This window comes from Streptomyces sp. NPDC002888, from assembly GCF_042888465.1.
GTDB lineage: Bacteria > Actinomycetota > Actinomycetes > Streptomycetales > Streptomycetaceae > Streptomyces.
On sequence record NZ_JBIAPU010000002.1, the window covers coordinates 438,060 to 460,372 of the forward strand.

Sequence of the window (22,313 nt, forward strand, 5' to 3'; positions counted from 1 at the left end):
GGGGCTCAGGCTCAGGCCGCGCGGGGCTCAGGCTCAGGCCGGGTGGCTCAGGCCTCAGCCCCGCCTCCCGCCGTTCCCGTTCCCCCCGTTGCCCTGTCCCTGGAACAGGTTGTCCGGGAAGGAGAACGTGGGCGTCGGGAACGTACCGCCGTCGGCGCCGCCGATAATGCCGCCGTTGTCCCCGTTGTCGCCCCCGTTGCCGTTGCCGTTGCCACGGCCGTCCCGGTCGCCCTTGTCGGTCTCCTTCGGCTTGGGGTCCGGGATGTGGACCAGGTTGAAGCTTGGGGCCTCCTTGCCCTCGAGCGCGCCGCTCATGGCGTCGCGCCAGATCGGGCCGGGGGTGTCACCGCCGTAGACGAGGGCGTGGTACTGGCCACCGATGTAGATGTCGGTCATCTTGACCTTCTGGGTGGCGCTGCCGACCCAGACCGCGCCCGCGAGGTTCGGGGTGTAGCCGACGAACCAGGCGTTCTTGCGCTCGTCCGTCGTACCCGTCTTACCGGCGCTCGCGCGGCCCGACAGACCGGCCTTCTGGCCCGTACCGGAGTCGACCACGCCGCGCAGCAGCGAGTTGACGGTGTCGGCGGTCTTCTCGGACATCGCGCGGGAGCAGGTCGACTTGGGGACCTCCAGCGACTTCTGCTGGTTGCCGACCTTCTGCTCGATCGACTCGATGGCGATCGGCGTGCAGTACATGCCGCGCGAGGCGAAGGCGGCGTACGCCGTCGCCATGGTCAGCGGGGAGATGCCCTTGGAGCCCAGCGCGATGGCGGGCACCTCGGGGAGCTTGGTGTTGTTGCCCTGCACCACGTGCAGCGCGTCGGTCATCTTGACCACGGGGCACAGGCCGATGTCGGAGATCATCTGGACGAAGTAGGTGTTGACCGACTTCTCCATCGCCTTCTTCAGCTGGTACGGGCCGACCTCGGACTCGTCCTCGTTCTCCACGGTCGCGCCGTCCTGGTTGACCCACGGCTTGCCGCCACAGGTCTGCACAGGGCTCGGGTAGTCCATCTTGTACGGCGACGCGTACTCCTGCGTCGCGGGCCGGCCCTCTTCCAGCGCGGCCGCGGCGACGAACGGCTTGAACGTCGAACCGGTCGGGAAGCCGAAGTTGGAGCCGCCCATGTCGTTGCCGACCGAGTAGTTGATCTCGGTCTCGTTCTTGCCGTAGCCGTACGGCTTGGACTGGCCCATCGCGAGGATCTTGCCGGTGCCGGGCTCGACGAGGGTGGAGGCCGCGGCGACCTTGTCGGACTTGTAGATGTGGTCCTTGAGCGAATCCTGCACCGACTTCTGGGCCTGCGGCTCCATCGTGGTCCGGATGGTCAGGCCGCCCTGGTTCCAGATCTTCGCCCGGGCCTCCTTGGTCTTGCCGAAGACCGGGTTGCTGAGGAAGACGCGCTCGACGTACTTGCAGAAGAAGCTGGAGTCCTTCACCGCCGTGATGCAGCCGTTCTTCGGCTGACGGACCTTCAGGCCCAGCGGCTTCTCCTTGGCCGCGTCGGCGTCGGCCTGTGAGACGTCCCCGACCTCGGCCATGCGCTGCAGCACGGTGTTGCGCCGCTTGGTGGCCTCGGCCTCGTCGTTGATCGGGTCGTACCGGCTGGGCGACTGCACGATGCCCGCGAGGAGGGCCGACTCGGCGAGGGTCAGGTTCTTGGCGTGCTTGGAGAAGTAGCGCTGGGCGGCGGCCTCGACGCCGTAGGCCTGCTGGCCGAAGAACGTGATGTTCAGGTAGTTCTCGAGGATCCTCTTCTTGCCGAGCTCCTCCTCCACCTGGATCGCGTACTTCAGCTCCTTGATCTTGCGGCCGATGGTCTGCTGGGTGGCCTGCGCGACCTTCGTCGGGTCGTCGCCGGCCTCCTCGACGAAGACGTTCTTCACGTACTGCTGCGTGAGCGTGGACGCGCCCTCGGACACGCCGCCGCTCTGCGCGTTCTTGTTGAGCGCGCGGAGGATGCCCTTCAGGTCCACCGCGCCGTGCTGGTAGAAGCGCGAGTCCTCGATCGCGACGATCGCCTTCTGCATGTACGGCGAGACGTCCTTGAGGTCGACCACCGTGCGGTTGCGCGAGTAGACCGTGGCGATCTGGCCGCCCTCGGCGTCGAGGATGGTGGTGCGCTGGCTCAGCGGGGGCGTCTTGAGGTTGGCCGGGAGCTCGTCGAAGCTCTCCACCGACCCCTTCGCGGTCAGGCCCAGCGCACCGACGGCAGGCAGCGCGATGCCGGCCAGGACGGCTCCCGAGAGCACACTGACACCGAGGAACTTGGCGGCCTGCTGCGTTGCCGTCAGACCGCCGCCCGAGCGCTTCTTTGGCATAGGGGCAGCCTACGTTCTCATTCACCGGACACGCGTACAGGCCTTGGCCTAAGCTGCTCTCAACTGTCACAGCAGTAGGGCCACGTATCAATACGTCCGGCGACCCCGAATCGTTCCGGAGGTTCCCCAACTTTTTTGGTGGGGGCGTGTCCGAATCCGCCTTGTGTGTCAGTCGGCGTCCGATGTGACCCAACAGAACTGTCCTGGTTTGCCGGGAAAGTCATGTATGTCGCAGGCTCACTCCCCCGGGTGATCTGCCGCTTACGCATAGTCCGTTCGGGCCATTCAAGATTGGGCCCGAAGGGGGTGTTGCGCTGTGCCCACCTTCCGTAACGTCCTCAACTGGCGGCGGTGAATATGCCGCTGCCGCCGTGGGGGAGCCTCGATTCGGGAGAGGACGGCGCCGGTATGGGCTGGGTAGTCGACTGGAGTGCGCAGGCGGCCTGCCGCACTACCGATCCGGACGAACTGTTCGTTCAGGGAGCAGCGCAGAACAGGGCCAAGGCGGTGTGCACCGGATGCCCGGTGCGCACGGAGTGCCTGGCCGACGCGCTCGACAACCGCGTCGAGTTCGGCGTGTGGGGAGGAATGACCGAGCGGGAGCGCCGCGCACTGCTGCGCAGGCGGCCCACCGTGACCTCCTGGCGCCGACTGCTGGAGACCGCGCGGACGGAGTACGAGCGCGGGGTGGGCATCCTGCCCCTCGACAGCGACGAGGTGTACGAGAACTACGCGGCGGTGAGCTGAGGGGGGGCACCCCCCTGGACCTACGCGGCGCTGAGGGGGGCACCCCCCCTGGACCTACGCGGCGCTGAGGGGGGCACCCCCTGGACCTACGCGGCGCTGAGCTGAGGGGACACCCCCGGCTCAGTCGTCGGCCGTCTCGGGCAGCTCCGGCCGGTTGGCCGCGAGCCGGTCCCCGATGTTCCGCAGCCCCGCGAGGTCGTGTACGTCGCCGGGCAGCGCGGCCACTTCGGCCACCGCCACCTCGGGGTGCAGCGCGGTGAAGCGGTCACGCGTGCGCTGCTCCCGGGAGAGCAGTTGCATACGTTCCGCGTGCAGCCTCAACAAGCCCGCCGTGAGTCCTTCGACGCCCAGAACCGCCTGATCCGCGCTGGGGGAGTCGGTCTCGGAAGCGGGGGGCTCTGCGTCGGCGGAAGCGGGAGGTTCTGAACTGCCGTACGTGTCGGGAGAGTTACGAAGTCCAGCTTTCCCGCCGTCCTGATCCACAATGCGGGTCTCTTCAAGATTTTCCGCGGCGGCGAGCGCCCGCTCGGCCGACAGCCGGCCGGCGCCGCTGCCGTGGACCCGGTTGAGCACCAGACCGGCGAGCGGCATGTCCTCGGCGGCGAGCCGCTCCACGAAGTACGCCGCTTCCCGCAGCGCGTCCCGCTCCGGCGCCGCCACCACCAGGAACGCCGTCCCGGGCGCCTGGAGCAGCTTGTACGTGGCGTCCGCGCGGGTGCGGAACCCGCCGAAGGTGGTGTCCATCGCGGCCACGAACGTCTGGACGTCCTTCAGGAGCTGACCGCCGAGCAGCTTGCCGAGGGTGCCGGTCATCATCGACATCCCGACGTTCAGGAACTTCATCCCGGCGCGCCCACCCAGCTTGGCCGGCGCCGTCAGCAGCCGGATCAGCCGCCCGTCCAGGAAGGACCCCAGCCGCTTGGGCGCGTCCAGGAAGTCGAGCGCCGAGCGGGACGGCGGCGTGTCGACCACGATCAGGTCCCACTCGTCCCGCGCCCGCAGCTGCCCCAGCTTCTCCATCGCCATGTACTCCTGCGTGCCCGCGAAGCCCGCCGAGAGCGACTGGTAGAAGGGGTTGTTCAGGATCGTGGCCGCCCGCTCGGCGTCCGCGTGCGCCTCGACGATCTCGTCGAAGGTGCGCTTCATGTCGAGCATCATCGCGTGCAGCTCGCCGTCGCCGTCGACGCCCTTCACCCGGCGCGGGGTGTTGTCGAGCGAGTCGATGCCCATCGACTGGGCGAGCCGGCGCGCCGGGTCGATCGTCAGCACCACGACCTTCCGTCCCCGTTCGGCCGCCCGCAGGCCCAGAGCCGCCGCGGTGGTCGTCTTGCCGACCCCGCCCGAGCCGCAGCACACCACGATGCGGGTCTTCGGGTCGTCGATCAGCGGATCGAGGTCGAGCACCCGCGCGGGGGACAGACGGTGGTGCCCGCGGTCCTGGGCCGGGTCCGGACTCATGACATCCCCTGCTTCCGCAGCTCGGTGGCCAGTTCGTACAGACCCGCCAGGTCCATGCCCTCGGCGAGCAGCGGCAGTTCGTGCAACGGCAGGCCCAGCTCGCCCAGGACGCCACGCTGCTCCTGCTCCAGCGCATACCGCTCGGCGTACTCCTCGGCCTGCCCCAGCAGGGGATCCACCAGCCGCTCGGCGTGCCCACCGCGCCGCGCCCCGCCCAGCCCGGCGGCGGACAGCGACCGGGCCACGGCGGTGCGCGGAACGCTCCGTACGAGGTCCAGGTCGGCCGCGTCCAGCAGCTGGGGGCGCACCATGTTCACGACGACCCGCCCCACCGGCAGCCGCGCGGAGCGCAGTTCGGCGATCCCGTCCGCGGTCTCCTGGACGGGCATCTCCTCCAGCAGCGTCACCAGGTGCACGGCCGTCTCCGCCGACTTCAGCACCCGCATCACGGCCTGCGCCTGATTGTGTATCGGCCCGATCTTCGCGAGACCGGCGACCTCGTCGTTGACGTTGAGGAAGCGGGTGATGCGGCCGGTGGGCGGCGCGTCCATCACGACGTAGTCGTAGGCGAACCGTCCGGACCTGTCCTTGCGCCGCACCGCCTCGCACGCCTTGCCGGTCAGGAGTACGTCCCTCAGGCCGGGCGCGATGGTGGTGGCGAAGTCGATCGCGCCGAGCTTCTTCAGGGCCCGACCGGCTCCCCCCAGCTTGTAGAACATCTGGAGGTAGTCCAGAAGGGCCAGTTCGGGGTCTATGGCGACGGCGAACACCTCCCCGCCCCCGGGAGCGACGGCGATCTTCCGTTCCTCATAAGGCAGCGCTTCCGTCTCGAAGAGCTGCGCGATGCCCTGCCTCCCCTCGACCTCGACGAGAAGCGCCCGCTTCCCCTCTGTCGCGAGGGAGAGCGCGAGGGCCGCGGCGACCGTCGTCTTTCCGGTCCCGCCCTTACCGCTGACGACCTGGAGCCTGCTCACGTCTTCGAGCGTAACCAGTCCGCGCCCCGACCAATCGGGAGGCTGTGGATAACGGCGCCCGTCGTCGGCCACCCGGCCTGTGGACGACGTGCGCGCAGCCGTGCTCACAGCCGACGATCTGCCCCACCCGCGGCAGCGGATACAGTCGGCCCCATGACCAAGTGGGAATACGCAACCGTGCCGCTGCTCGTCCACGCCACGAAGCAGATTCTGGACACCTGGGGCGAGGACGGCTGGGAGCTCGTCCAGGTCGTGCCCGGCCCGAACAACCCCGAGCAGCTGGTGGCCTACCTGAAGCGGGAGAAGCAGGCGTGAGCGCGGTCGAGGCCCGCCTCGCCGAACTGGGGCTGACCCTGCCGGCGGTCGTGCCGCCGCTGGCCGCGTACCAGCCGGCCGTCCAGTCCGGCCCGTACGTCTTCACCGCCGGCCAGCTGCCGATGGTGGACGGCAAGCTGCCGGTCACCGGCAAGGTCGGCGCGGAGGTCACCCCGGAGGAGGCCAAGGAGCTGGCGCGTACGTGCGCGCTGAACGCCCTCGCGGCCGTCAAGTCGGTCGCGGGCGACCTGGACCGTGTCGCGCGCGTGGTGAAGGTCGTGGGCTTCGTCGCCTCGGCCGCCGACTTCACGGGCCAGCCGGCCGTCCTGAACGGCGCGAGCGAGCTGCTGGGCGCGGTCCTCGGCGACAAGGGCGTGCACGCGCGCAGCGCGGTCGGCGTGGCGGTGCTGCCGCTGGACGCGCCGGTCGAGGTGGAGATCCAGGTGGAGCTGGTTCAGGCGTAAGCCCTCTTCAGGACCGGTGACCGCTCGCTCCAGGAGAAGTGATCAACGCCTGCCGCGCCGGTGATCGCTCTCTTGCGGGCAAGTGATCGTCGCCTCTCGAACATCCGCTCACTACGGGATAGCCTCGCGCCCATGGCGAATGGGCAGTGGTACCCCGCGGACTGGCCGGACCTCATCCGGGCGCTCGCGGACGGCACGCTCACTCCGGTCACCCCGAAGCGAGCGGCCACCGTGATGCTCCTGAAGGACACCGACACCGGCCCGGCCGTCCACATGCTGCGCAGACGCGCCTCCATGGCCTTCGCCGGAGGCGCGTACGCCTATCCGGGCGGTGGCGTCGACCCCCGCGACGACGACCGCCACGTCCGCTGGGCGGGCCCCACGCGCGCGTGGTGGGCGAACCGGCTCGGCGTCGACGACACGGCGGCCCAGGCGATCGTCTGCGCGGCCGTACGGGAGACGTACGAGGAGGCCGGTGTCCTGCTCGCCGGGCCGACCCCGGACTCCGTCGTCGGCGACACCACGGGCGAGGACTGGGAGACCGACCGCGCGGCCCTCGTCGCGCGCGAGACGTCCTTCGCCGAGTTCCTCGACCGCCGCGGCCTGGTCCTGCGCTCCGACCTGCTGGGCGCTTGGACCCGCTGGATCACCCCGGAGTTCGAACCCCGCCGCTACGACACCTGGTTCTTCGTGGCCGCGCTCCCTGAGGGCCAGCGCACCCGCAACGCCTCCACGGAGGCGGACCGCACGGTGTGGATCCGGCCCGAGGACGCGGCCGCCGGGTACGACAAGGGCGAGCTGCTGATGATGCCGCCCACCATCGCCACGCTGCGCCGGCTGACCGCGTACGCCACGGCCGCCGACGCCCTGGCCGCCGCCCCCGGGTGCGACCTCACGCCCGTCCTGGCCGAGGCCCGCCTGGACGCCGGCGAGATCGTGCTCACCTGGCCCGGCCACGACGAGTTCACCAAGCACATCCCGACGGGTGGAGCCCCCGCATGACGGACGCAGCAGCCCTTCCCGGCCAGCCCCGCGGCGGCGTTCTCTCCGGCCCCGCCACCGCGCGGTCCTTCAACGTCCTCGCGCCCAACGCCTCCGCGATGACCCTGGACGGCACCAACACCTGGATCCTCTCCGAGCCCGACTCCGCGCTCGCGGTCGTCGTCGACCCGGGCCCGCTGGACGACGGACACCTCCGCACGGTCGTCGACACGGCCGAGAAGGCCGGCAAACGCGTCGCCCTGACCCTGCTGACCCACGGCCACCCCGACCACGCCGAGGGCGCCGCCCGCTTCGCCGAGCTGACCGGCACGAAGGTGCGGGCCCTGGACCCGGCGCTGCGGCTCGGCGACGAGGGCCTGGCGGCTGGGAACGTGATCACGGTGGACGGCCTGGAACTGAGGGTCGTACCGACGCCCGGCCACACCTCGGACTCCCTCTCCTTCCACCTCCCGGCCGACCAGGCGATCCTCACGGGCGACACGGTCCTCGGCCGCGGTACGACGGTCGTGGCGCACCCCGACGGCCGCCTGGGCGACTATCTGGACACCCTGCGGCGGCTCAGGTCCCTCACCGTCGACGACGGCGTGCACACGGTCCTCCCGGGCCACGGGCCCGTCCTGGAGGACGCCCAAGGCGTCGTGGAGTACTACCTCGCCCACCGCGCCCACCGCCTCGCCCAGGTCGAGACGGCCGTCGAGGACGGCTACCGCACCCCGTCCGAGGTCGTCGCCCACGTCTATGCCGACGTGGACCGCTCCCTGTGGCCGGCGGCGGAGCTGTCGGTACGGGCACAGATGGAATACCTCGAGGAGCACGGGCTCATCTAGCCAGTCGTCTGACCGGGCCGAGCGGCTTTCACGCCGTGCACGCGCGCGTACTCCTCCGCGAGCCACGGCCCGAGGTCGTCGACGTAGGACGTGAGGACGTCCGCGTCCCCGGTCGGCTCGTAGCCGCGCACCGCCGCCGTCCGCAGCTGCTCCGCCCGCGCGGGGTAGTACCCGGCGAAGGCCTCGGCCATCTCGTGGAGGTCGCTGGTCCAGCCGTTCCAGCGGGGCATGACGAGCGTGAACCCTGTGCGGACCAGACGCCGGGACATGAACCGTACGAGCGGCCTCCGGGCCTCCTCGCTGTCCTCGGCGGCGGCGATCCGCTCACGCCACCGCGGGAGGTGCAGCGCGAGGTCGCCGTTGGTCTCGCGGGCGAGCAGGGAGTCGGGCCGGTAGCGGGGCAGGGACGCGGCGAGATCCTCACCGAGCAGCGGGGTGCACAGGCAGGCGACGAACCACCCCAGGTCGTGCGTCTCCAGGTCGCTCAGCGCTTGCGCGCGGCTGACCAGCAGGGCTCCGCCACCGTCGACCTGCGGGAACTGCTCGTCGACGGCCTCTTCCAGGGCGCGGGCGCCGGCCCGGTCGGCGTCGGTCGGCTCCTCGTGCAGGGCGATCAGCAGGTCCAGGTCACTGCGTCCCACGCGCGCGGTGCCGCGCGGAATCGACCCGTAGAGGTACGCGCTGTGCATGCGCGTGCCGAACACGTCCGCCAGCCGGTCCCGCACGGCGGCGACGACGGGGCGGAAGGGGGCGGGGACGCGCGCGAGGGAGCCTTCGCGCGCGATGTACCCCTCCGAGTCCAGTCCGGGACGGCTCATTCCTGCGGAGCCCCCGGCTCCGGTCCCCGGATACGGGCGCCGTGTCAGCGCGACCGCTTCGCCAGGCGCTCCACGTCCAGCAGGATCACCGCACGGGCCTCCAGGCGGAGCCACCCGCGCCCGGCGAAGTCCGCCAGCGCCTTGTTGACCGTCTCGCGCGAGGCACCGACCAGCTGGGCCAGCTCCTCCTGCGTCAGGTCGTGCACGACGTGGATGCCCTCCTCGGACTGCACGCCGAAGCGGCGGGAGAGGTCCAGCAGGGCGCGGGCCACACGGCCGGGGACGTCCGAGAAGACGAGGTCGGACATCGCGTCGTTGGTCTTGCGCAGTCGGCGGGCCACGGCGCGCAGCAGCGCGGAGGCCACCTCGGGGCGGGCGTTCAGCCAGGGCTGGAGGTCGCCGTGGCCCAGACCGAGCAGCTTGACCTCGGTGAGCGCGGTCGCCGTCGCCGTACGCGGGCCCGGGTCGAAGAGCGACAGCTCGCCGATGAGCTCGCTGGGTCCGACCACCGCCAGCATGTTCTCCCGGCCGTCCGGGGATGTGCGGTGGAGCTTTACCTTGCCCTCGGTGACGACGTAGAGCCGGTCACCGGGGTCGCCTTCGTGGAACAGCGAGTCGCCGCGTGCGAGGGTCACCTCACTCATGGAGGCGCGAAGCTCCGCGGCCTGCTCGTCGTCGAGAGCCGCGAAGAGCGGGTTGCGCCGCAGAACGTCGTCCACGAGTTCTCTCCTTGTCGACCTGCTCAGGGGATCTTGCTTCCCCTTGGTACCAGGGGACCCTGGTGCCCATTTTGCCGGACGGTCCAAACAGTGTGATCTGTCACAAGGATGCCGTACACGTGTCCCGGGGTAAGCGGCAGGGGTCCAATTGGACGCCGATCTTCAGGGTCCGGGGCGGATGTCGGTGCCTGGCTTTAGGCTGGCCGGGTGTCCAAAACGCCGGTGAGAGCACAGGCCAAGGGGGCTGCGCGGGTGGTTGTACGTCGCGATTCCGCTGTGGGCGAACAAGCGTCCGGCGGCGACAGGAAAACGGCAAAGGCGGCAAAGGGAGTGGCGGCTGCGAAGAAAGCGGCAGCGGCCGCGAAGAAGAACACGGTCGCCCCTGCGAGAAAGCCTCCCAAGGAGGAGTCCCGCACGGCTCTCGTCCGCCGCGCCCGCCGTATCAACCGCGAGCTCGCCGAGGTCTACCCGTACGCGCACCCCGAGCTGGACTTCGAGAACTCCTTCCAGCTGCTTGTCGCCACCGTGCTCTCCGCGCAGACCACGGACCTCAGGGTCAACCAGACGACCCCCGCCCTCTTCGCCAAGTACCCCACCCCCGAGGACCTGGCCGCCGCCAACCCTGAGGAGGTCGAGGAGATCCTCCGCCCGTGCGGCTTCTTCCGGGCCAAGACCAAGTCGGTGATGGGCCTGTCGAAGGCCCTGGCCGAGGAGTTCGACGGTGAGGTGCCCGGCCGTCTGGAGGACCTCGTCAAGCTGCCCGGCGTCGGCCGCAAGACCGCCTTCGTGGTCCTCGGCAACGCGTTCGGCCGGCCCGGCATCACCGTGGACACGCACTTCCAGCGGCTGGTGCGGCGCTGGCAGTGGACCGAGGCGACCGACCCGGACAAGATCGAGGCGGCGATCGGCGCGCTCTTCCCCAAGAGTGAGTGGACGATGCTCTCGCACCACGTGATCTTCCACGGCCGCCGGATCTGCCACGCCCGCAAGCCGGCCTGCGGTGCCTGCCCCATCGCCCCGCTCTGCCCGGCGTTCGGTGAGGGCGAGACGGACCCCGAGAAGGCGAAGAAGCTGCTCAAGTACGAAAAGGGCGGCTTCCCCGGTCAGCGCCTGAAGCCCCCGCAGGCGTACCTGGACGCGGGCGGCAAACCGGCGCCGCCGCTGAGGGCCGGATGACGGGACGCGCGGGCCCGGCGGAACGATCTCGGGCAGGTCGGGCGTTGAGTACGGCAGAACGACGGGGGTGGCGATGACACGCGCGAGCAACACACAGGGCGGTCCGGTGACGCTCAGCAAGGACGGACTGCCCGCCTGGCTGGACCCGGTGGTGCACGCCGTCGAGACGGTCGAGCCGCTCCAGCTGAGCCGCTTCCTGCCCCCGGCGGACGGCGCCGGACGCCAGTCGGCCGTCCTCATCCTCTTCGGCGAGGGCGAGCGCGGCCCCGAGCTGCTGCTCATGGAGCGGGCCGGATCGCTGCGCTCCCACGCCGGCCAGCCCTCGTTCCCCGGCGGTGCCCTCGACCCGGAGGACGGGGACCCCAAGGGTGACGGCCCGCTGCGGGCCGCCCTGCGCGAGGCCGAGGAGGAGACCGGCCTCGACCCGGCCGGCGTCCAGCTCTTCGGTGTGCTGCCCAAGCTGTACATCCCGGTCAGCAGCTTCGTCGTCACCCCGGTGCTGGGCTGGTGGCACGAGCCCAGCCCCGTCGGAGTGGTCGACCCCAACGAGACCGCCCGTGTCTTCACCGTCCCCGTGGCGGATCTCACGGACCCCGCCAACCGCGCCACCACCGTCCACCCCAGCGGCCACCGAGGACCGGCATTTCTGGTCGAATCGGCCCTCGTGTGGGGTTTCACGGCAGGCGTGATCGACAGACTCCTGCACTACGCGGGCTGGGAACGCCCCTGGGACCGCGAGAAGCAGGTCCCGCTCGACTGGCGGTCATGACAGGGTGAACCCCGTGCTGTGTCTTCCTGGGGGCGTTGTGTCCGATTTGCCGCTTCGCGGCGGGCCGGACCCCCGGCCGACCTGGGTGACCGCGAACTGATGAGGCGAGGCTTGAAGCGGTGAACGTGCTGGACATCCTGTTGCTGGTCGCCGCCGTGTGGTTCGCGATCGTCGGTTACCGCCAGGGCTTCGTCGTCGGGATCCTGTCGGTGACCGGTTTCCTGGGCGGCGGCCTCGTCGCCGTCTACGTACTCCCCGTGATCTGGGACGCGCTGACCGAAAACGCCGAGGTGAGCACCACCGCCGCCGTCGTCGCGGTCGTCGTCGTGATCGTCTGCGCCTCGGTCGGCCAGGCCCTGACCACCCACCTCGGCAACAAGCTGCGCCGGTACATCACCTGGTCCCCGGCCCGCGCCCTGGACGCGACGGGCGGCGCCCTCGTCAACGTCGTGGCGATGCTGCTCGTCGCCTGGCTGATCGGTTCCGCCCTCGCCGGCACCACCCTGCCGACGCTGGGCAAGGAGGTCCGCAGCTCCAAGGTGCTGCTCGGCGTCTCCCGGGCACTGCCGAACCAGGCCGACACCTGGTTCGCGGACTTCTCCTCCGTCCTCGCTCAGAACGGCTTCCCGCAGGTCTTCAGCCCGTTTTCCAACGAGCCGATCAAGGACGTCGAGCCGCCCGACCCGGCCCTCGCGGGCAGCCCCGTGGCCAGCCGCGCCCAGCGTTCCATCGTCAAGGTCATGGGCACCGCCCAGAGCTGCGGCAAGGTCCTGGAGGGCACCGGCTTCGTCTTCGGCGAGCGCCGCGTCATGACCAACGCGCACGTCGTGGGTGGCGTCGACGAGCCCACCGTCCAGATAGGCGGTGAGGGCAGGAAGTACGACGCGACCGTCGTCCTCTACGACTGGAAGCGCGACATCGCGGTACTCGACGTACCGAACCTGAACGCGCCCACCCTGCAGTTCACGTCGAAGGACGCGGCGAGCGGCGACGGTGCCATCGTGGCCGGCTTCCCGGAGAACGGGTCGTACGACGTGCGCTCCGCGCGCGTGCGCGGGCGCATCACGGCCAACGGCCCGGACATCTACCACCGCGGCACCGTCCGCCGTGACGTCTACTCGCTGTACGCGATCGTCCGCCAGGGCAACTCCGGCGGCCCGCTGCTCACGCCCGACGGCAAGGTGTACGGAGTGGTCTTCGCGAAGTCCCTCGACGACGCCGACACCGGCTACGCGCTCACCGCGGACGAGATCCAGCAGGCCATCACCCAGGGACGCGCCGCGAACCAGCAGGTGGACAGCGACAGCTGTGCCCTCTGAACGCGTTGCCGTGCCCTCTGAAAACCTGTGACGGAGGGGCGTCAGCCTCGAGGGTGACGCAGTCGTACCGAGACCCAGCGGGCCCGGCGGCGCAGGATGCGCGGGATGCCCACCCTGAGGTCCGTGCCCTCTTGCGGGGCACCGCCCCGCTGGTGGGAGCTCAGGCCTGAGGCCGAGCGGCGATTGCGTGCTGCGTCACTGTAGTCGTGCGTCCAGCCCATACCCCGACGTCTGCCCCTGCCCCAAGGTCGATAACCGCCTGCGCGCCCCCCAATTGGCCTATGCGCCAGGCAATTGGCTGTTCGTCGGACAGGTGTTCAGGTGGTGGATACCGGCCGCAGCGATTCGGTCACCGATCGGGTTCGGGATCCTTCAGCCAATTGATCAGTTCGGTGGAGAAAGCGACCGGATCCTCCTCGTGCGGGAAGTGTCCGAGCCCGTCGAACAGCCGCCAGCGGTACGGCGCTTCGACGTACTCCCCGGAACCGGCCGCGCTGCGCGTGCGCATCACGGGGTCGAGCGAGCCGTGCAGATGCAGCGTCGGCACCCGCACCGGCCGCTTCATGCGCCGGTTGAACTGGATGCCGTCGGGCCTCGCGATCGAGCGGACCAGCCAGCGGTACGGCTCGACCGAGCAGTGCGCCGTGGAGGGAATGCAGATGGCCCGCTGGTACGTCTCCACCGCCTCGTCGTCCGGCAGGCGTGGCCCGGACCACTCCCGGATCAGCCGGCCCACCAGCGCGCCGTCGTCGGCGGTGAGCTGCCGCTCGGGGATCCAGGGCCGCTGGAATCCCCAGACATAGGAACCGGCGCGCGTCTGCTTGACGTCCGCGAGCATCGCCGAGCGCCAGCGCCGGGGGTGCGGCATCGAGGCGACCGCGAGCCGCCGTACGAGCTTGGGGCGCATCGCGGCCGCCGTCCACGCCAGGTAGCCGCCCAGGTCGTGGCCGACCAGCGCGGCGTCCGGCTCGCCGAGGGAGCGGATCACGCCGGTGACGTCGAGGGCGAGGTTGGCGGGATCGTAGCCGCGCGGGGTGCGGTCGCTGCCGCCGACGCCCCGCAGGTCCATGGCGACGGCGCGGAAGCCCGCGTCGGCGAGTGCCACGAGCTGGTGCCGCCAGGCCCACCAGAACTGCGGGAAGCCGTGCAGGAGCAGCACCAGCGGCCCGTCGCCCACCTCGGCGATGTGGAAGCGGGCGCCGTTCGCGGCGACCTCCCGGTGCGTCCAGGGCCCGTCCGGGCGTACGACCGAAGCGGGTTGCGCCCAAGGAGTGGCGGGGTCCGTCATGACGACGAGCGTGCCACAGCCTCGATGGCCTCCGGCACGCGGTCCTTCGGAAGCTCCGGGCGCGGGTGCGGCTTGGCGTTCTGCAGGACGCCCGCCGACTCCTTCATCGACGCGGCGACCTTCTGCGGGCCCTTGCTCTTCTTGGCCTTCTTCGCGAAGACCACGCCGATCAGCGCGAGCAGGCCCGCGAGGAGCACGTTGGCCGCGAAGGACAGCAGGAAGCAGACGCCGAGGTTCCAGTCGCTCCAGGTCCGGATGCCGTACGCCAGGGCGAAGTTCAGCATCGGCAGCGAGAACACCAGGACCGCGCCGGCCAGCGAGAAGGCGCCGCCGCTCGTCGCGCCGCGCTTGACGTCCTGCTTGAGCTGCGCCTTCGCCAGCGCGATCTCGTCGTGGACCAACGCCGACAATTCGGTCGTCGCCGACGCGAACAGCTGGCCGATGCTGCGTTCGGCGCCGACCGGGCTGCCGTCGGGTGCGCTCATCGCGGTCTCTCCCTTTTCTGTCTGACTTCTGCCTGTCTGACGTCGGCCTGCCTGGCTTCCCTCTGCCTGGCTTCTGCCCGACCGGCCCGTTTGAACGGTCCTGTCTTTTGTACCGTCCCGTCAGATCATGCCGGACCGTCGTTGTCCTCGCCTGCCCCGCCCGGTACTTCGGCAAGCCCGTGGCGTGTCGCGGCCTCCCGTTCGGCGGCCTCGGCGGCCTTCTGCTCGGCGATGCGGCGGTGTTCGGCGGCCTTGCGGTCGTGGATGTCGGCCATCCGCAGGTGGTACGCCGGGTCGTCCTGCTCGTAGATGTCCGGAATGCCGTCGAGGTCCTCGTCGCGTTCCTCGTCCTCGAACAGCGCGCGGTACCTGGCGTTGCGCAGCTTCAGCAGGACCGTCGCCACGGTCGCTGCGACGAGGGAGCCCACGAGCACGGACGCCTTCACCTCCTCGGTCAGCGCCGCGTCGCCCTCGAAGGCGAGTTCGCCGATGAGCAGCGAGACGGTGAAGCCGATGCCGGCCAGACAGGCCACGGCGAACACGTCGGCCCAGGCGAGGTCCTCGCTGAGCGACGCACTTGTGAAGCGGGCGGTCAGGAACGTCCCGCCGAAGATGCCGACCGTCTTGCCGACGACCAGCCCCAGCACGACCCCGAGGGTCTCCGGCTGGGTGAACACGTCGCCGAGCGTGCTGACGGAGACGGTGACACCGGCGCTGAACAGCGCGAACAGCGGCACGGCGAGGCCCGCCGAGAGGGGACGCACCAGGTGCTCGATGCGCCCGCCCAGGGAGTGTTCCTCGCCCTCGCGGGTCGTGCAACGCAGCATCAGGCCCATGGCGACGCCCGCGATGGTCGCGTGGATACCGCTGTTGTACATCAGCCCCCAGATGACCAGGGCGAGCGGGACGTACACGTACCAGCCGCGTACGCCCTTGCGCAGCAGCAGCCAGAAGACGGCGAGGCCGACGACCGCGCCGCCCAGCGCGGCGAAGTTCAGGTCGTCCGTGAAGAAGACCGCGATGATCAGGATCGCGAACAGGTCGTCGACGACGGCCAGCGTCAGCAGGAAGGCGCGCAGCGCGCTCGGCAGGGACGTCCCGATGACGGCGAGCACGGCGAGCGCGAAGGCGATGTCGGTGGCGGTGGGTACGGCCCAGCCGTCGGTCGAGCCGCCACCGGTGAGGTTGGTGAGGGTGTAGACGAGCGCCGGTACGGCCATGCCGCACAGGGCGGCCACCACCGGCAGCACGGCGGCCTTGGGGTCCCGGAGGTCACCGGCGACCAGTTCGCGCTTGAGCTCGATGCCGGCGACGAAGAAGAAGACGGCGAGGAGGCCGTCGGCGGCCCAGTGCTCGATCGACAGGTCCAGGCCCAGGGCCGCGGGGCCGAGGTGGTAGTGGCTGACGGTCTCGTAGCTGTCGTGCAGCGCCGGTACGTTCGCCCAGACCAGCGCGGCGATCGCGGCGACGAGCAGCAGCACGCCACCGACCGTCTCGGTGCGCAGCGCGTCCGCGACATAGGTCCGCTCCGGCAGGGACAGACGTCCGAGAACCTTGCGGGGAGCGGGGGTGCGGGGCGCGGCCACGGGGGAGACCTCCGGTCGGTGGGCAGGACGCTACACATGCCGACCAGACTTCCCGGCGCACCTGTTTTGTTCAGTCTATCCAACGTGCGTGGGGAGGAATCCGGCGATTCCTACGTTAGGTGCGAAAAGAGCACCCGGCGCACTGGTTGCCGGGTGCCCCTTCCGTCGTATCTCAGTCCTCGCTCGGCTGTCCTGGCTCGGCTAGTCCTCGCTGGGCGCTGCCGGCAGCTTCGCCTGGATGAGGTCCATGACCGTGGAGTCGGTCAGGGTGGTGACATCACCGAGCTGGCGGTTCTCGGCGACGTCCCGCAGCAGGCGCCGCATGATCTTGCCGGAGCGCGTCTTCGGCAGTTCGGCCACCGGCAGGATCCGCTTCGGCTTGGCGATCGGGCCGAGCGTGGCACCGACGTGGCCCCGCAGATTGGCGACGAGCTGCTCGTCCTCGGCGTTCGCCGTGCCGCGCAGGATCACGAAGGCGACGATCGCCTGCCCCGTCGTCTCGTCCACCGCGCCGACCACGGCCGCCTCGGCGACCGACGGGTGGGACACGAGGGCCGACTCGACCTCGGTGGTGGAGATGTTGTGGCCCGACACGAGCATCACGTCGTCGACGCGCCCGAGCAGCCAGATGTCCCCGTCGTCGTCCTTCTTCGCCCCGTCACCGGCGAAGTACTTGCCCTCGAACCGCGACCAGTAGGTGTCGAGGAAGCGCTGGTCGTCGCCCCAGATGGTGCGCAGCATCGACGGCCACGGCTCGGTCAGCACCAGGTAGCCACCGCCGCCGTTCGCAACCTCGTTCGCCTCGTCGTCCACGACGGTCGCGGAGATACCGGGCAGCGGCGTCTGGGCGGAACCGGGCTTGGTCGCGGTGACGCCCGGCAGCGGCGAGATCATCATCGCGCCGGTCTCGGTCTGCCACCACGTGTCGACGATCGGCGTCCTGTCCCCGCCGATGTTCTTGCGGTACCAGATCCACGCCTCGGGGTTGATCGGCTCGCCCACGGAGCCCAGCACGCGCAGGCTGCTGAGGTCGAACTTCGCGGGGATGTCGTCGCCCCACTTCATGAACGTACGGATGGCCGTGGGCGCCGTGTAGAGGATCGTCACCCCGTACTTCTGCACGATCTCCCAGAACCTGCCCTGGTGCGGGCTGTCCGGCGTGCCCTCGTACATGACCTGGGTCGCGCCGTTGGCCAGCGGCCCGTACACGATGTACGAGTGCCCGGTGACCCAGCCGACGTCGGCGGTGCACCAGTACACGTCCGACTCCGGCTTGAGGTCGAAGACGGCGTGGTGGGTGTACGCCGTCTGCGTGAGGTAGCCGCCGGAGGTGTGCAGGATGCCCTTCGGCTTACCCGTCGTACCGGACGTGTAGAGGATGAACAGCGGGTGCTCGGCCTCGAACGCCTCCGGGGTGTGCTCGGCGGACTGCCGCTCGACGATCTCGTGCCACCACACGTCCCGCTCGTCGTTCCAGGCGACCTCCTGGCCCGTACGACGGACCACGAGCACGTGCTCGACGTTGTCGACCTTGGTGATCGCCTCGTCGACGGCCGGCTTCAGCGCGCCCGGCTTGCCGCGCCGCCAGCCGCCGTCGGACGTGATGACGACCTTGGCGTCGGCGTCCTCGATGCGCTTCGCCAGCGCGTCCGCCGAGAAGCCGCCGAAGACGACCGAGTGCGCGGCGCCGATACGGGCGCAGGCCAGCATCGCGATCGCAGTCTCGGGGATCATCGGCATGTAGACGGCGACCCGGTCGCCCGCCTGAACTCCCAGCTCCAGCAGGGCGTTCGCGGCCTTGGAGACCTCGTCCTTGAGCTCGGCGTAGGTGATGGCGCGGCCGTCGCCGGGCTCGCCCTCGAAGTGGATGGCGACCCGGTCGCCGTTCCCGGCCTCGACATGCCGGTCGACGCAGTTGTACGCCACGTTCAGCGTGCCGTCCTTGAACCACTTGGCGAACGGCGGGTTCGACCAGTCCAGCGTCTCGGTCGGCTCCTTGGCCCAGGTCAGCCGCCGGGCCTGCTCGGCCCAGAAGCCGAGCCTGTCAGCCTTGGCCTGTTCATACGCCTCCGCCGTGACGTTGGCGTTCGCGGCCAGCTCGGCGGGTGGCGCGAACCTGCGCTCTTCCTTGAGCAGGTTGGCCAGGCTTTCGTTGCTCACGACATCTCCCTTTCGAAGGGTGTCCGTTGTGTCCCAGGCCACAGCTCATCAGACCCGGGGGCCCGGTGACAAGGGCCGATGGAAAATTGGTTTAGACCTGTGGGTGGGGTTGGCCGGTGTCCGTTCCCACGGCGTTTCCTGGTCGTCGGGGAACATTCGGGTCATCCCTTCCCACGGGTGGTGCCGCCCCACAGTTCATCGCTTGTAACGCCTCTCACATCCCGGCCCAAGTACAGGTGAAGCGCCACTCAAGCGACCGCCAAGGAGAGGGGACCAGGGAGTGCAACGGAGACGGGGCGGGCCGCCCGCGGCGGCACGCGGCCCCCAGCTCTTCGAAGAGTTCTACCGGCGCCATGTGGACGCGGTGACGTCCTTCGTGGCCCGGCGTGTCACCGACCCCCACACCGTGGCCGACCTGACCGCCGAGATCTTCCTCGCCGTCCTTGACTCGGCCCACACCTACCGCCCCGGCCGGGGCAGCGAGACGGCCTGGCTGTACGGCTTCGCGCGCAACGTCGTCTCCTCCGAGCGTCGTCGCGTGGCCCGTGAGACCCACCGCGATCTGCGTATCTCGGGACGGCGGTTGCTGGAGACTCGTCGGCCTACGCGGTCGACCGGCACTCCGACGGCAGCGTCACCCTCACCATCCGGGACCTGGACTTTACGGATGACGCCGAGCACGAACTCGCCGCCCGACTTCGGTCCGCCGGCATTGAGGTGGACATCCAGAACCACGATTTCGGCTACCAGTGCCGCCAGCCCCGGGGCGACCTCCTGAGTCGGTTCGACTTCCTCCGACTCGTCCCCGACAAGCCCTCCCCGACCTCACGGAGCTCACGGACCGAGCAGAGCAAGCCCCACCCGAGCCGCACTTCCCCCGCACCCTGGCAGATGACCCTCCGACCCGGTGACACGCCGGCCTTCGAGAACTGGGACTACGGCCCCACCAGGGGTACCGACGTCGGCCCCCAGGTCTTCAGCCTCTACGCGGTCAAGGGCGAACTGAAGCCCTGCGTAACGGAGAAGGCCCCCGGGCACGCCCCACCAGCCTCCCCGTCCTCCTGATTCTGGCCCGGTGACCGCGGCCCCTGGCCTGGGGCCGCGCCGCGCCGCGCGGGGCAGGCTCAGGCGGACAGGCCTGCCTCCGTCCCCCGCACGTGGTCGAACACCTCCTCTGCGTCCACCTCGCTGAGCAGGTAGGCCTGAGCCTCGCCCACGTGGAAGTACATCCCGTGCAGCTCCAGCACCCCCGCGCCCAGGGCGCGCGCCACCGACTCGTGTGCCCGCAGGTGCTCCAACTGCTGGACCACGTTGGTCAGGCACAGCTGCTCGACCGCGTCGGCGGCCGCCCGCCCGGCCAGGCGGGCCCACGTCCGGCTGTCGTCGGCCATGCGCTCCAGGCTGGGCAACCCGTGGCGCAGCCACCGCTTGAGCGGGGTCCGGGCACCGCCCGGCTCGGCGTTCAGCAGGGCCTGCATGGCTCCGCAGCCGGAGTGCCCGCACACCGTGATGGACCGCACGTGCAGCACGTCCACCGCGTACTCGATCGCGGCCGCCACCGAGTCGTCCCCGCTCTCCTCACCGGGCAGCGGCACGAGGTTGCCCACGTTGCGCACCACGAACAGGTCTCCGGGACCACTGGAGGTGATCATCGAGGTGACCAGGCGCGAGTCGGCGCAGGTGAGGAAGAGCTGGGCCGGCCGCTGCCCCTCCCGTGCCAGCCGGGCCAATTCGCCCCGCACGAGCGGTGCGGTGTTGCGCTGGAAGGCGCTGATGCCGCGGAGGAGTTGGTGGCTGCTGGTGCTGGTGCTGGTGCTGGTGCTGGTTCTGCCGTTGCTGGGGTTGGTGCCTGGGGTGGGGGCGCTGTCGGTGGTGGCGGTGGTGCCGGTGGTGGCGCCTGGACCTGTGTCGTTCGGCGCCGTGTCGGTCACGGCGGTCGGGTGGGTGTCGGGCGCCGGCGTCGGCAGCGGACGCTCGCACTGGTGGTTGCGCCAGGCTGTCCAGGGTCGGCAGCGGCACTCGGCGGAGGACGTCGGCCCGGTGGTCCCGTCCTCGGTGTCGAGGTCGGCGAGAACTCCCGGCTCGGCGATCCTGATCCCGGCGCGGCGACCGGTCAGCTCCACGGAGCCGCCCTGCGCGGTGTGCGTCTTCTGCCAGTCCTGCAGTGACTCGTACGCCGCGTGGTCCATGAACGATCCGTCCAACTCCACGACGGCGTCGGCGCCTTGGGGTACGAGATGCAGAGCCCGGCTGAGCCGGGGCACCGCGAGGAACGTCAGCTGTCCTCGTACGTGTACGTAATGGACTCCTTCCTTCTCGTCGTGCGTGATCCGGGTGCGGGTGAGGCGGTGCAGGGCGACGGCGACCGCGGCGGCGATCCCCAGCGCCACGCCCTCCAGGACGCCGAGGAGGACCACCCCCAGTGTGGTGACGGCGTACACCAGCACTTCGCGGTGGCGGGTCACCGTGCGGATGTGGTGCAAGGACACCATCTGGATGCCGACGGCCATCACCAGGGCGGCGAGCGAGGCGAGCGGGATGAACTCCAGGAGCGGGACCATCAGCAGCGCGGCGACTACTACGAGAACGCCGTGCAGCATCGTGGAGTTCCGGCTCACGGCACCGGCTTGCACATTCGCCGAACTGCGCACGGCCACACCGGCGACCGGCAGTCCGCCGAGCGCGCCGGAGACGACGTTGGCGGCGCCCTGACCAAGCAGTTCGCGGTTGAGGTCGGAGCGTCCGACGCGGGCCGACAGGCCGGGACGTCCGGCGACCATCTTGTCCACGGCGACCGCGCCGAGCAGCGACTGCACGCTGCACACCAGGGTGGTGGTGAGGACGGCGGCGACGAGGCCGGCGGTCGGTCCCTCGGGGAGTCCGGCCAGCGCATGGCTGCTCCACGACGGCAAATCGACCTTGGGCAGGGTCAGCCCGGCCAGCGCGGCGGTCGCGGTCGCGGCGGCCACGGCGACGAGCGGGGTCGGCACCGTGCGCAGGACGCGCCCGGCCCGTCCCGGAATCCGGGGCCAGAGCAGCAGCAGGGTCAGGGTGAGCGCGCTCGTGGTCACCGCCGCCGGCTGCAGGCCGGCCAACTGGGCGGGCAGCGCCCTGAGGTTGGCGAGGACCGAGCTCTGCGGATTGCCGCCGAGGACGATGTGCAGTTGCGCGACGGCGATGGTGATGCCGATGCCGGCGAGCATGCCGTGCACGATGGCGGGGCTGACGGCGAGCGCGGTACGGGCCACGCGCAGGCAGCCCAGGCCGAGTTGGGCGAGTCCGGCGAGGACGGTGATGGCGCAGGTCGTGCGCCATCCGTAGCGGTGGATGAGGTCGGCGGTGACCACCGTGAGTCCGGCGGCCGGACCGCTGACCTGGAGGGGGCAGCCACCGAGCCGTCCGGCGACGATTCCGCCGACGGCCGCGGCCACGAGGCCCGCCTGGAGGGGCGCGCCGGTGGCGAGGGCGATGCCCAGGGACAGGGGCAGTGCGATCAGGAAGACCGCGATGGACGCCGAGACGTCGGCGCCCGCGACGCGGAAACGGCGGCGCCGGGTCGGTGGGGGGCCGTGGGGCCGGCGGGCACGTCCGGTGCGAGTCGAGTCGGTCGGGCGGGTGGGGGCACAGGCTGACATGTTTCCCGTCTCCTCCGGGGCAGCGCGGTCGCGGAAGGGGTGGTCCCCGCTCGACGGCGGGGCGGGTCGCGGCCGTGGGTCACGGCGTGCAGTGGCGGGATGATTCAACTCTCGGTAAATGAATCGTAATGCAGAGTAAAGGCCAAGCATGAACTTTGCGGGCAAATGGGGCAAGTAATCACCCCGACGAGTGAACTGTGCATTTGATCGGCTTGTCGTACTAATTCCTTCTCGGGCCCGTGCGACCTT

Annotated in this window: 20 protein-coding genes and 1 pseudogene; 10 read left to right on the top strand and 11 right to left on the bottom strand. The window is 70.4% G+C overall.

The genetic code is table 11. From position 1 onward, the window contains the following. Nucleotides 1-54 precede the first annotated feature (54 nt). Complete coding sequence (locus ACFYWX_RS04955; RefSeq protein ID WP_389422533.1) at nt 55-2,322, bottom strand: transglycosylase domain-containing protein; 2,268 nt, start codon at nt 2,320-2,322, stop codon at nt 55-57. Between the two features lie 408 nt (nt 2,323-2,730). Here ACFYWX_RS04955 and wblA point away from each other — a divergent pair, with 408 nt between their 5' ends. Continuing rightward, on the top strand, nt 2,731-3,069 hold the full coding sequence (gene wblA / locus ACFYWX_RS04960; protein ID WP_389422534.1) for a transcriptional regulator WblA: 339 nt from the start codon (nt 2,731-2,733) through the stop codon (nt 3,067-3,069). Nucleotides 3,070-3,189: 120 nt separating this feature from the next. On the opposite strand, the gene ACFYWX_RS04965 is transcribed toward wblA, so the two are convergent. Together ACFYWX_RS04965 and ACFYWX_RS04970 are read right to left on the bottom strand one after the other, a co-directional pair. Further along, nucleotides 3,190-4,527: an ArsA family ATPase gene (locus ACFYWX_RS04965; protein WP_389422535.1), complete on the bottom strand. Its 1,338-nt coding sequence runs from the start codon at nt 4,525-4,527 to the stop codon at nt 3,190-3,192. Continuing rightward, the gene (locus ACFYWX_RS04970; protein ID WP_389422536.1) at nt 4,524-5,501 is read right to left on the bottom strand and encodes an ArsA family ATPase; all 978 of its coding nucleotides are present in this window, start codon (nt 5,499-5,501) and stop codon (nt 4,524-4,526) included. Before ACFYWX_RS04970 ends, ACFYWX_RS04965 begins: the two co-directional genes overlap by 4 nt. A gap of 153 nt (nt 5,502-5,654) precedes the next feature. Between ACFYWX_RS04970 and ACFYWX_RS04975 the strand changes: the two genes are divergently transcribed. The 4 genes from ACFYWX_RS04975 to ACFYWX_RS04990 all read left to right on the top strand — a co-directional run bounded on the left by ACFYWX_RS04975 (nt 5,655) and on the right by ACFYWX_RS04990 (nt 8,109). After that, the gene (locus tag ACFYWX_RS04975; RefSeq protein ID WP_003975360.1) at nt 5,655-5,816 is read left to right on the top strand and encodes a DUF4177 domain-containing protein; all 162 of its coding nucleotides are present in this window, start codon (nt 5,655-5,657) and stop codon (nt 5,814-5,816) included. Next, nucleotides 5,813-6,280: a RidA family protein gene (locus tag ACFYWX_RS04980; protein ID WP_389422537.1), complete on the top strand. Its 468-nt coding sequence runs from the start codon at nt 5,813-5,815 to the stop codon at nt 6,278-6,280. The genes ACFYWX_RS04975 and ACFYWX_RS04980 overlap by 4 nt, the downstream gene beginning before the upstream one ends. A 132-nt stretch (nt 6,281-6,412) precedes the next feature. Beyond that, nucleotides 6,413-7,282, top strand: coding sequence for an NUDIX hydrolase (locus ACFYWX_RS04985; RefSeq protein ID WP_389422538.1), 870 nt, complete (start codon nt 6,413-6,415; stop codon nt 7,280-7,282). Then, nucleotides 7,279-8,109 (top strand): MBL fold metallo-hydrolase, encoded by an 831-nt coding sequence (locus ACFYWX_RS04990; protein WP_389422539.1) that lies wholly within the window; start codon nt 7,279-7,281, stop codon nt 8,107-8,109. The genes ACFYWX_RS04985 and ACFYWX_RS04990 overlap by 4 nt, the downstream gene beginning before the upstream one ends. Here ACFYWX_RS04990 and ACFYWX_RS04995 read toward each other — a convergent pair. Both ACFYWX_RS04995 and ACFYWX_RS05000 read right to left on the bottom strand, forming a co-directional pair. After that, nucleotides 8,106-8,927 carry a nucleotidyltransferase domain-containing protein gene (locus tag ACFYWX_RS04995; RefSeq protein WP_389422540.1) on the bottom strand — a complete coding sequence of 274 codons (822 nt, stop codon included), beginning with the start codon at nt 8,925-8,927 and terminating at the stop codon, nt 8,106-8,108. The genes ACFYWX_RS04990 and ACFYWX_RS04995 overlap by 4 nt on opposite strands. Nucleotides 8,928-8,971: 44 nt before the next feature. After that, on the bottom strand, nt 8,972-9,646 hold the full coding sequence (locus tag ACFYWX_RS05000) for a Crp/Fnr family transcriptional regulator (RefSeq protein ID WP_389422541.1): 675 nt from the start codon (nt 9,644-9,646) through the stop codon (nt 8,972-8,974). Nucleotides 9,647-9,922: 276 nt separating this feature from the next. On the opposite strand from ACFYWX_RS05000, the gene nth reads away from it, so the two are divergent. The 3 genes from nth (at nt 9,923) to ACFYWX_RS05015 (ending at nt 12,910) form a co-directional block, all read left to right on the top strand. After that, nucleotides 9,923-10,822 carry an endonuclease III gene (gene nth / locus ACFYWX_RS05005; RefSeq protein WP_389422542.1) on the top strand — a complete coding sequence of 300 codons (900 nt, stop codon included), beginning with the start codon at nt 9,923-9,925 and terminating at the stop codon, nt 10,820-10,822. Between the two features lie 73 nt (nt 10,823-10,895). Further along, a complete protein-coding gene (locus ACFYWX_RS05010) occupies nt 10,896-11,591 on the top strand; it encodes an NUDIX hydrolase (RefSeq protein ID WP_389422543.1) in 696 nt (231 codons plus the stop codon). Nucleotides 11,592-11,710: 119 nt separating this feature from the next. Then, nucleotides 11,711-12,910 carry a MarP family serine protease gene (locus ACFYWX_RS05015; RefSeq protein WP_389422544.1) on the top strand — a complete coding sequence of 400 codons (1,200 nt, stop codon included), beginning with the start codon at nt 11,711-11,713 and terminating at the stop codon, nt 12,908-12,910. Between the two features lie 41 nt (nt 12,911-12,951). On the opposite strand, the gene ACFYWX_RS05020 is transcribed toward ACFYWX_RS05015, so the two are convergent. The 5 genes from ACFYWX_RS05020 to acs all read right to left on the bottom strand — a co-directional run bounded on the left by ACFYWX_RS05020 (nt 12,952) and on the right by acs (nt 18,429). Next, nucleotides 12,952-13,131, bottom strand: coding sequence for a hypothetical protein (locus ACFYWX_RS05020; RefSeq protein ID WP_133928446.1), 180 nt, complete (start codon nt 13,129-13,131; stop codon nt 12,952-12,954). 128 nt (nt 13,132-13,259) lie between these two features. Then, complete coding sequence (locus ACFYWX_RS05025; protein ID WP_389422545.1) at nt 13,260-14,198, bottom strand: alpha/beta fold hydrolase; 939 nt, start codon at nt 14,196-14,198, stop codon at nt 13,260-13,262. Further along, the gene (locus ACFYWX_RS05030; protein ID WP_389422546.1) at nt 14,195-14,683 is read right to left on the bottom strand and encodes a phage holin family protein; all 489 of its coding nucleotides are present in this window, start codon (nt 14,681-14,683) and stop codon (nt 14,195-14,197) included. Before ACFYWX_RS05030 ends, ACFYWX_RS05025 begins: the two co-directional genes overlap by 4 nt. A gap of 125 nt (nt 14,684-14,808) precedes the next feature. After that, on the bottom strand, nt 14,809-16,269 hold the full coding sequence (gene nhaA / locus ACFYWX_RS05035) for a Na+/H+ antiporter NhaA (RefSeq protein WP_389422547.1): 1,461 nt from the start codon (nt 16,267-16,269) through the stop codon (nt 14,809-14,811). A gap of 201 nt (nt 16,270-16,470) precedes the next feature. Further along, entirely contained in the window at nt 16,471-18,429 is a 1,959-nt protein-coding gene (acs, locus tag ACFYWX_RS05040) for an acetate--CoA ligase (protein WP_389422548.1), read from the bottom strand. Nucleotides 18,430-18,709: 280 nt separating this feature from the next. Here acs and ACFYWX_RS05045 point away from each other — a divergent pair. Together ACFYWX_RS05045 and ACFYWX_RS05050 are read left to right on the top strand one after the other, a co-directional pair. Next, nucleotides 18,710-19,025 (top strand): annotated as a pseudogene (locus ACFYWX_RS05045) (RNA polymerase sigma factor); the annotation flags it as partial. A gap of 295 nt (nt 19,026-19,320) precedes the next feature. Continuing rightward, entirely contained in the window at nt 19,321-19,494 is a 174-nt protein-coding gene (locus tag ACFYWX_RS05050) for a hypothetical protein (protein WP_389422549.1), read from the top strand. Between the two features lie 59 nt (nt 19,495-19,553). Here ACFYWX_RS05050 and ACFYWX_RS05055 read toward each other — a convergent pair whose 3' ends face one another. Then, nucleotides 19,554-22,064, bottom strand: coding sequence for a bifunctional SulP family inorganic anion transporter/carbonic anhydrase (locus ACFYWX_RS05055; protein WP_389422550.1), 2,511 nt, complete (start codon nt 22,062-22,064; stop codon nt 19,554-19,556). Nucleotides 22,065-22,313: the final 249 nt, after the last annotated feature.

Bases quoted from the DNA above. Each gene is read 5' to 3' on its own strand.
- ACFYWX_RS05055 (WP_389422550.1), bottom strand. From the start codon at position 22,064: ATGTCAGCCTGTGCCCCCACCCGCCCGACCGACTCGACTCGCACCGGA.
- ACFYWX_RS04995 (WP_389422540.1), bottom strand. From the start codon at position 8,927: ATGAGCCGTCCCGGACTGGACTCGGAGGGGTACATCGCGCGCGAAGGC.
- ACFYWX_RS04990 (WP_389422539.1), top strand. From the start codon at position 7,279: ATGACGGACGCAGCAGCCCTTCCCGGCCAGCCCCGCGGCGGCGTTCTC.
- ACFYWX_RS05050 (WP_389422549.1), top strand. From the start codon at position 19,321: ATGACCCTCCGACCCGGTGACACGCCGGCCTTCGAGAACTGGGACTAC.
- wblA (WP_389422534.1), top strand. From the start codon at position 2,731: ATGGGCTGGGTAGTCGACTGGAGTGCGCAGGCGGCCTGCCGCACTACC.
- ACFYWX_RS05030 (WP_389422546.1), bottom strand. From the start codon at position 14,683: ATGAGCGCACCCGACGGCAGCCCGGTCGGCGCCGAACGCAGCATCGGC.
- ACFYWX_RS05025 (WP_389422545.1), bottom strand. From the start codon at position 14,198: ATGACGGACCCCGCCACTCCTTGGGCGCAACCCGCTTCGGTCGTACGC.
- ACFYWX_RS04985 (WP_389422538.1), top strand. From the start codon at position 6,413: ATGGCGAATGGGCAGTGGTACCCCGCGGACTGGCCGGACCTCATCCGG.
- ACFYWX_RS04975 (WP_003975360.1), top strand. From the start codon at position 5,655: ATGACCAAGTGGGAATACGCAACCGTGCCGCTGCTCGTCCACGCCACG.
- ACFYWX_RS05020 (WP_133928446.1), bottom strand. From the start codon at position 13,131: ATGGGCTGGACGCACGACTACAGTGACGCAGCACGCAATCGCCGCTCG.
- ACFYWX_RS04965 (WP_389422535.1), bottom strand. From the start codon at position 4,527: ATGAGTCCGGACCCGGCCCAGGACCGCGGGCACCACCGTCTGTCCCCC.
- ACFYWX_RS04955 (WP_389422533.1), bottom strand. From the start codon at position 2,322: ATGCCAAAGAAGCGCTCGGGCGGCGGTCTGACGGCAACGCAGCAGGCC.
- ACFYWX_RS05010 (WP_389422543.1), top strand. From the start codon at position 10,896: ATGACACGCGCGAGCAACACACAGGGCGGTCCGGTGACGCTCAGCAAG.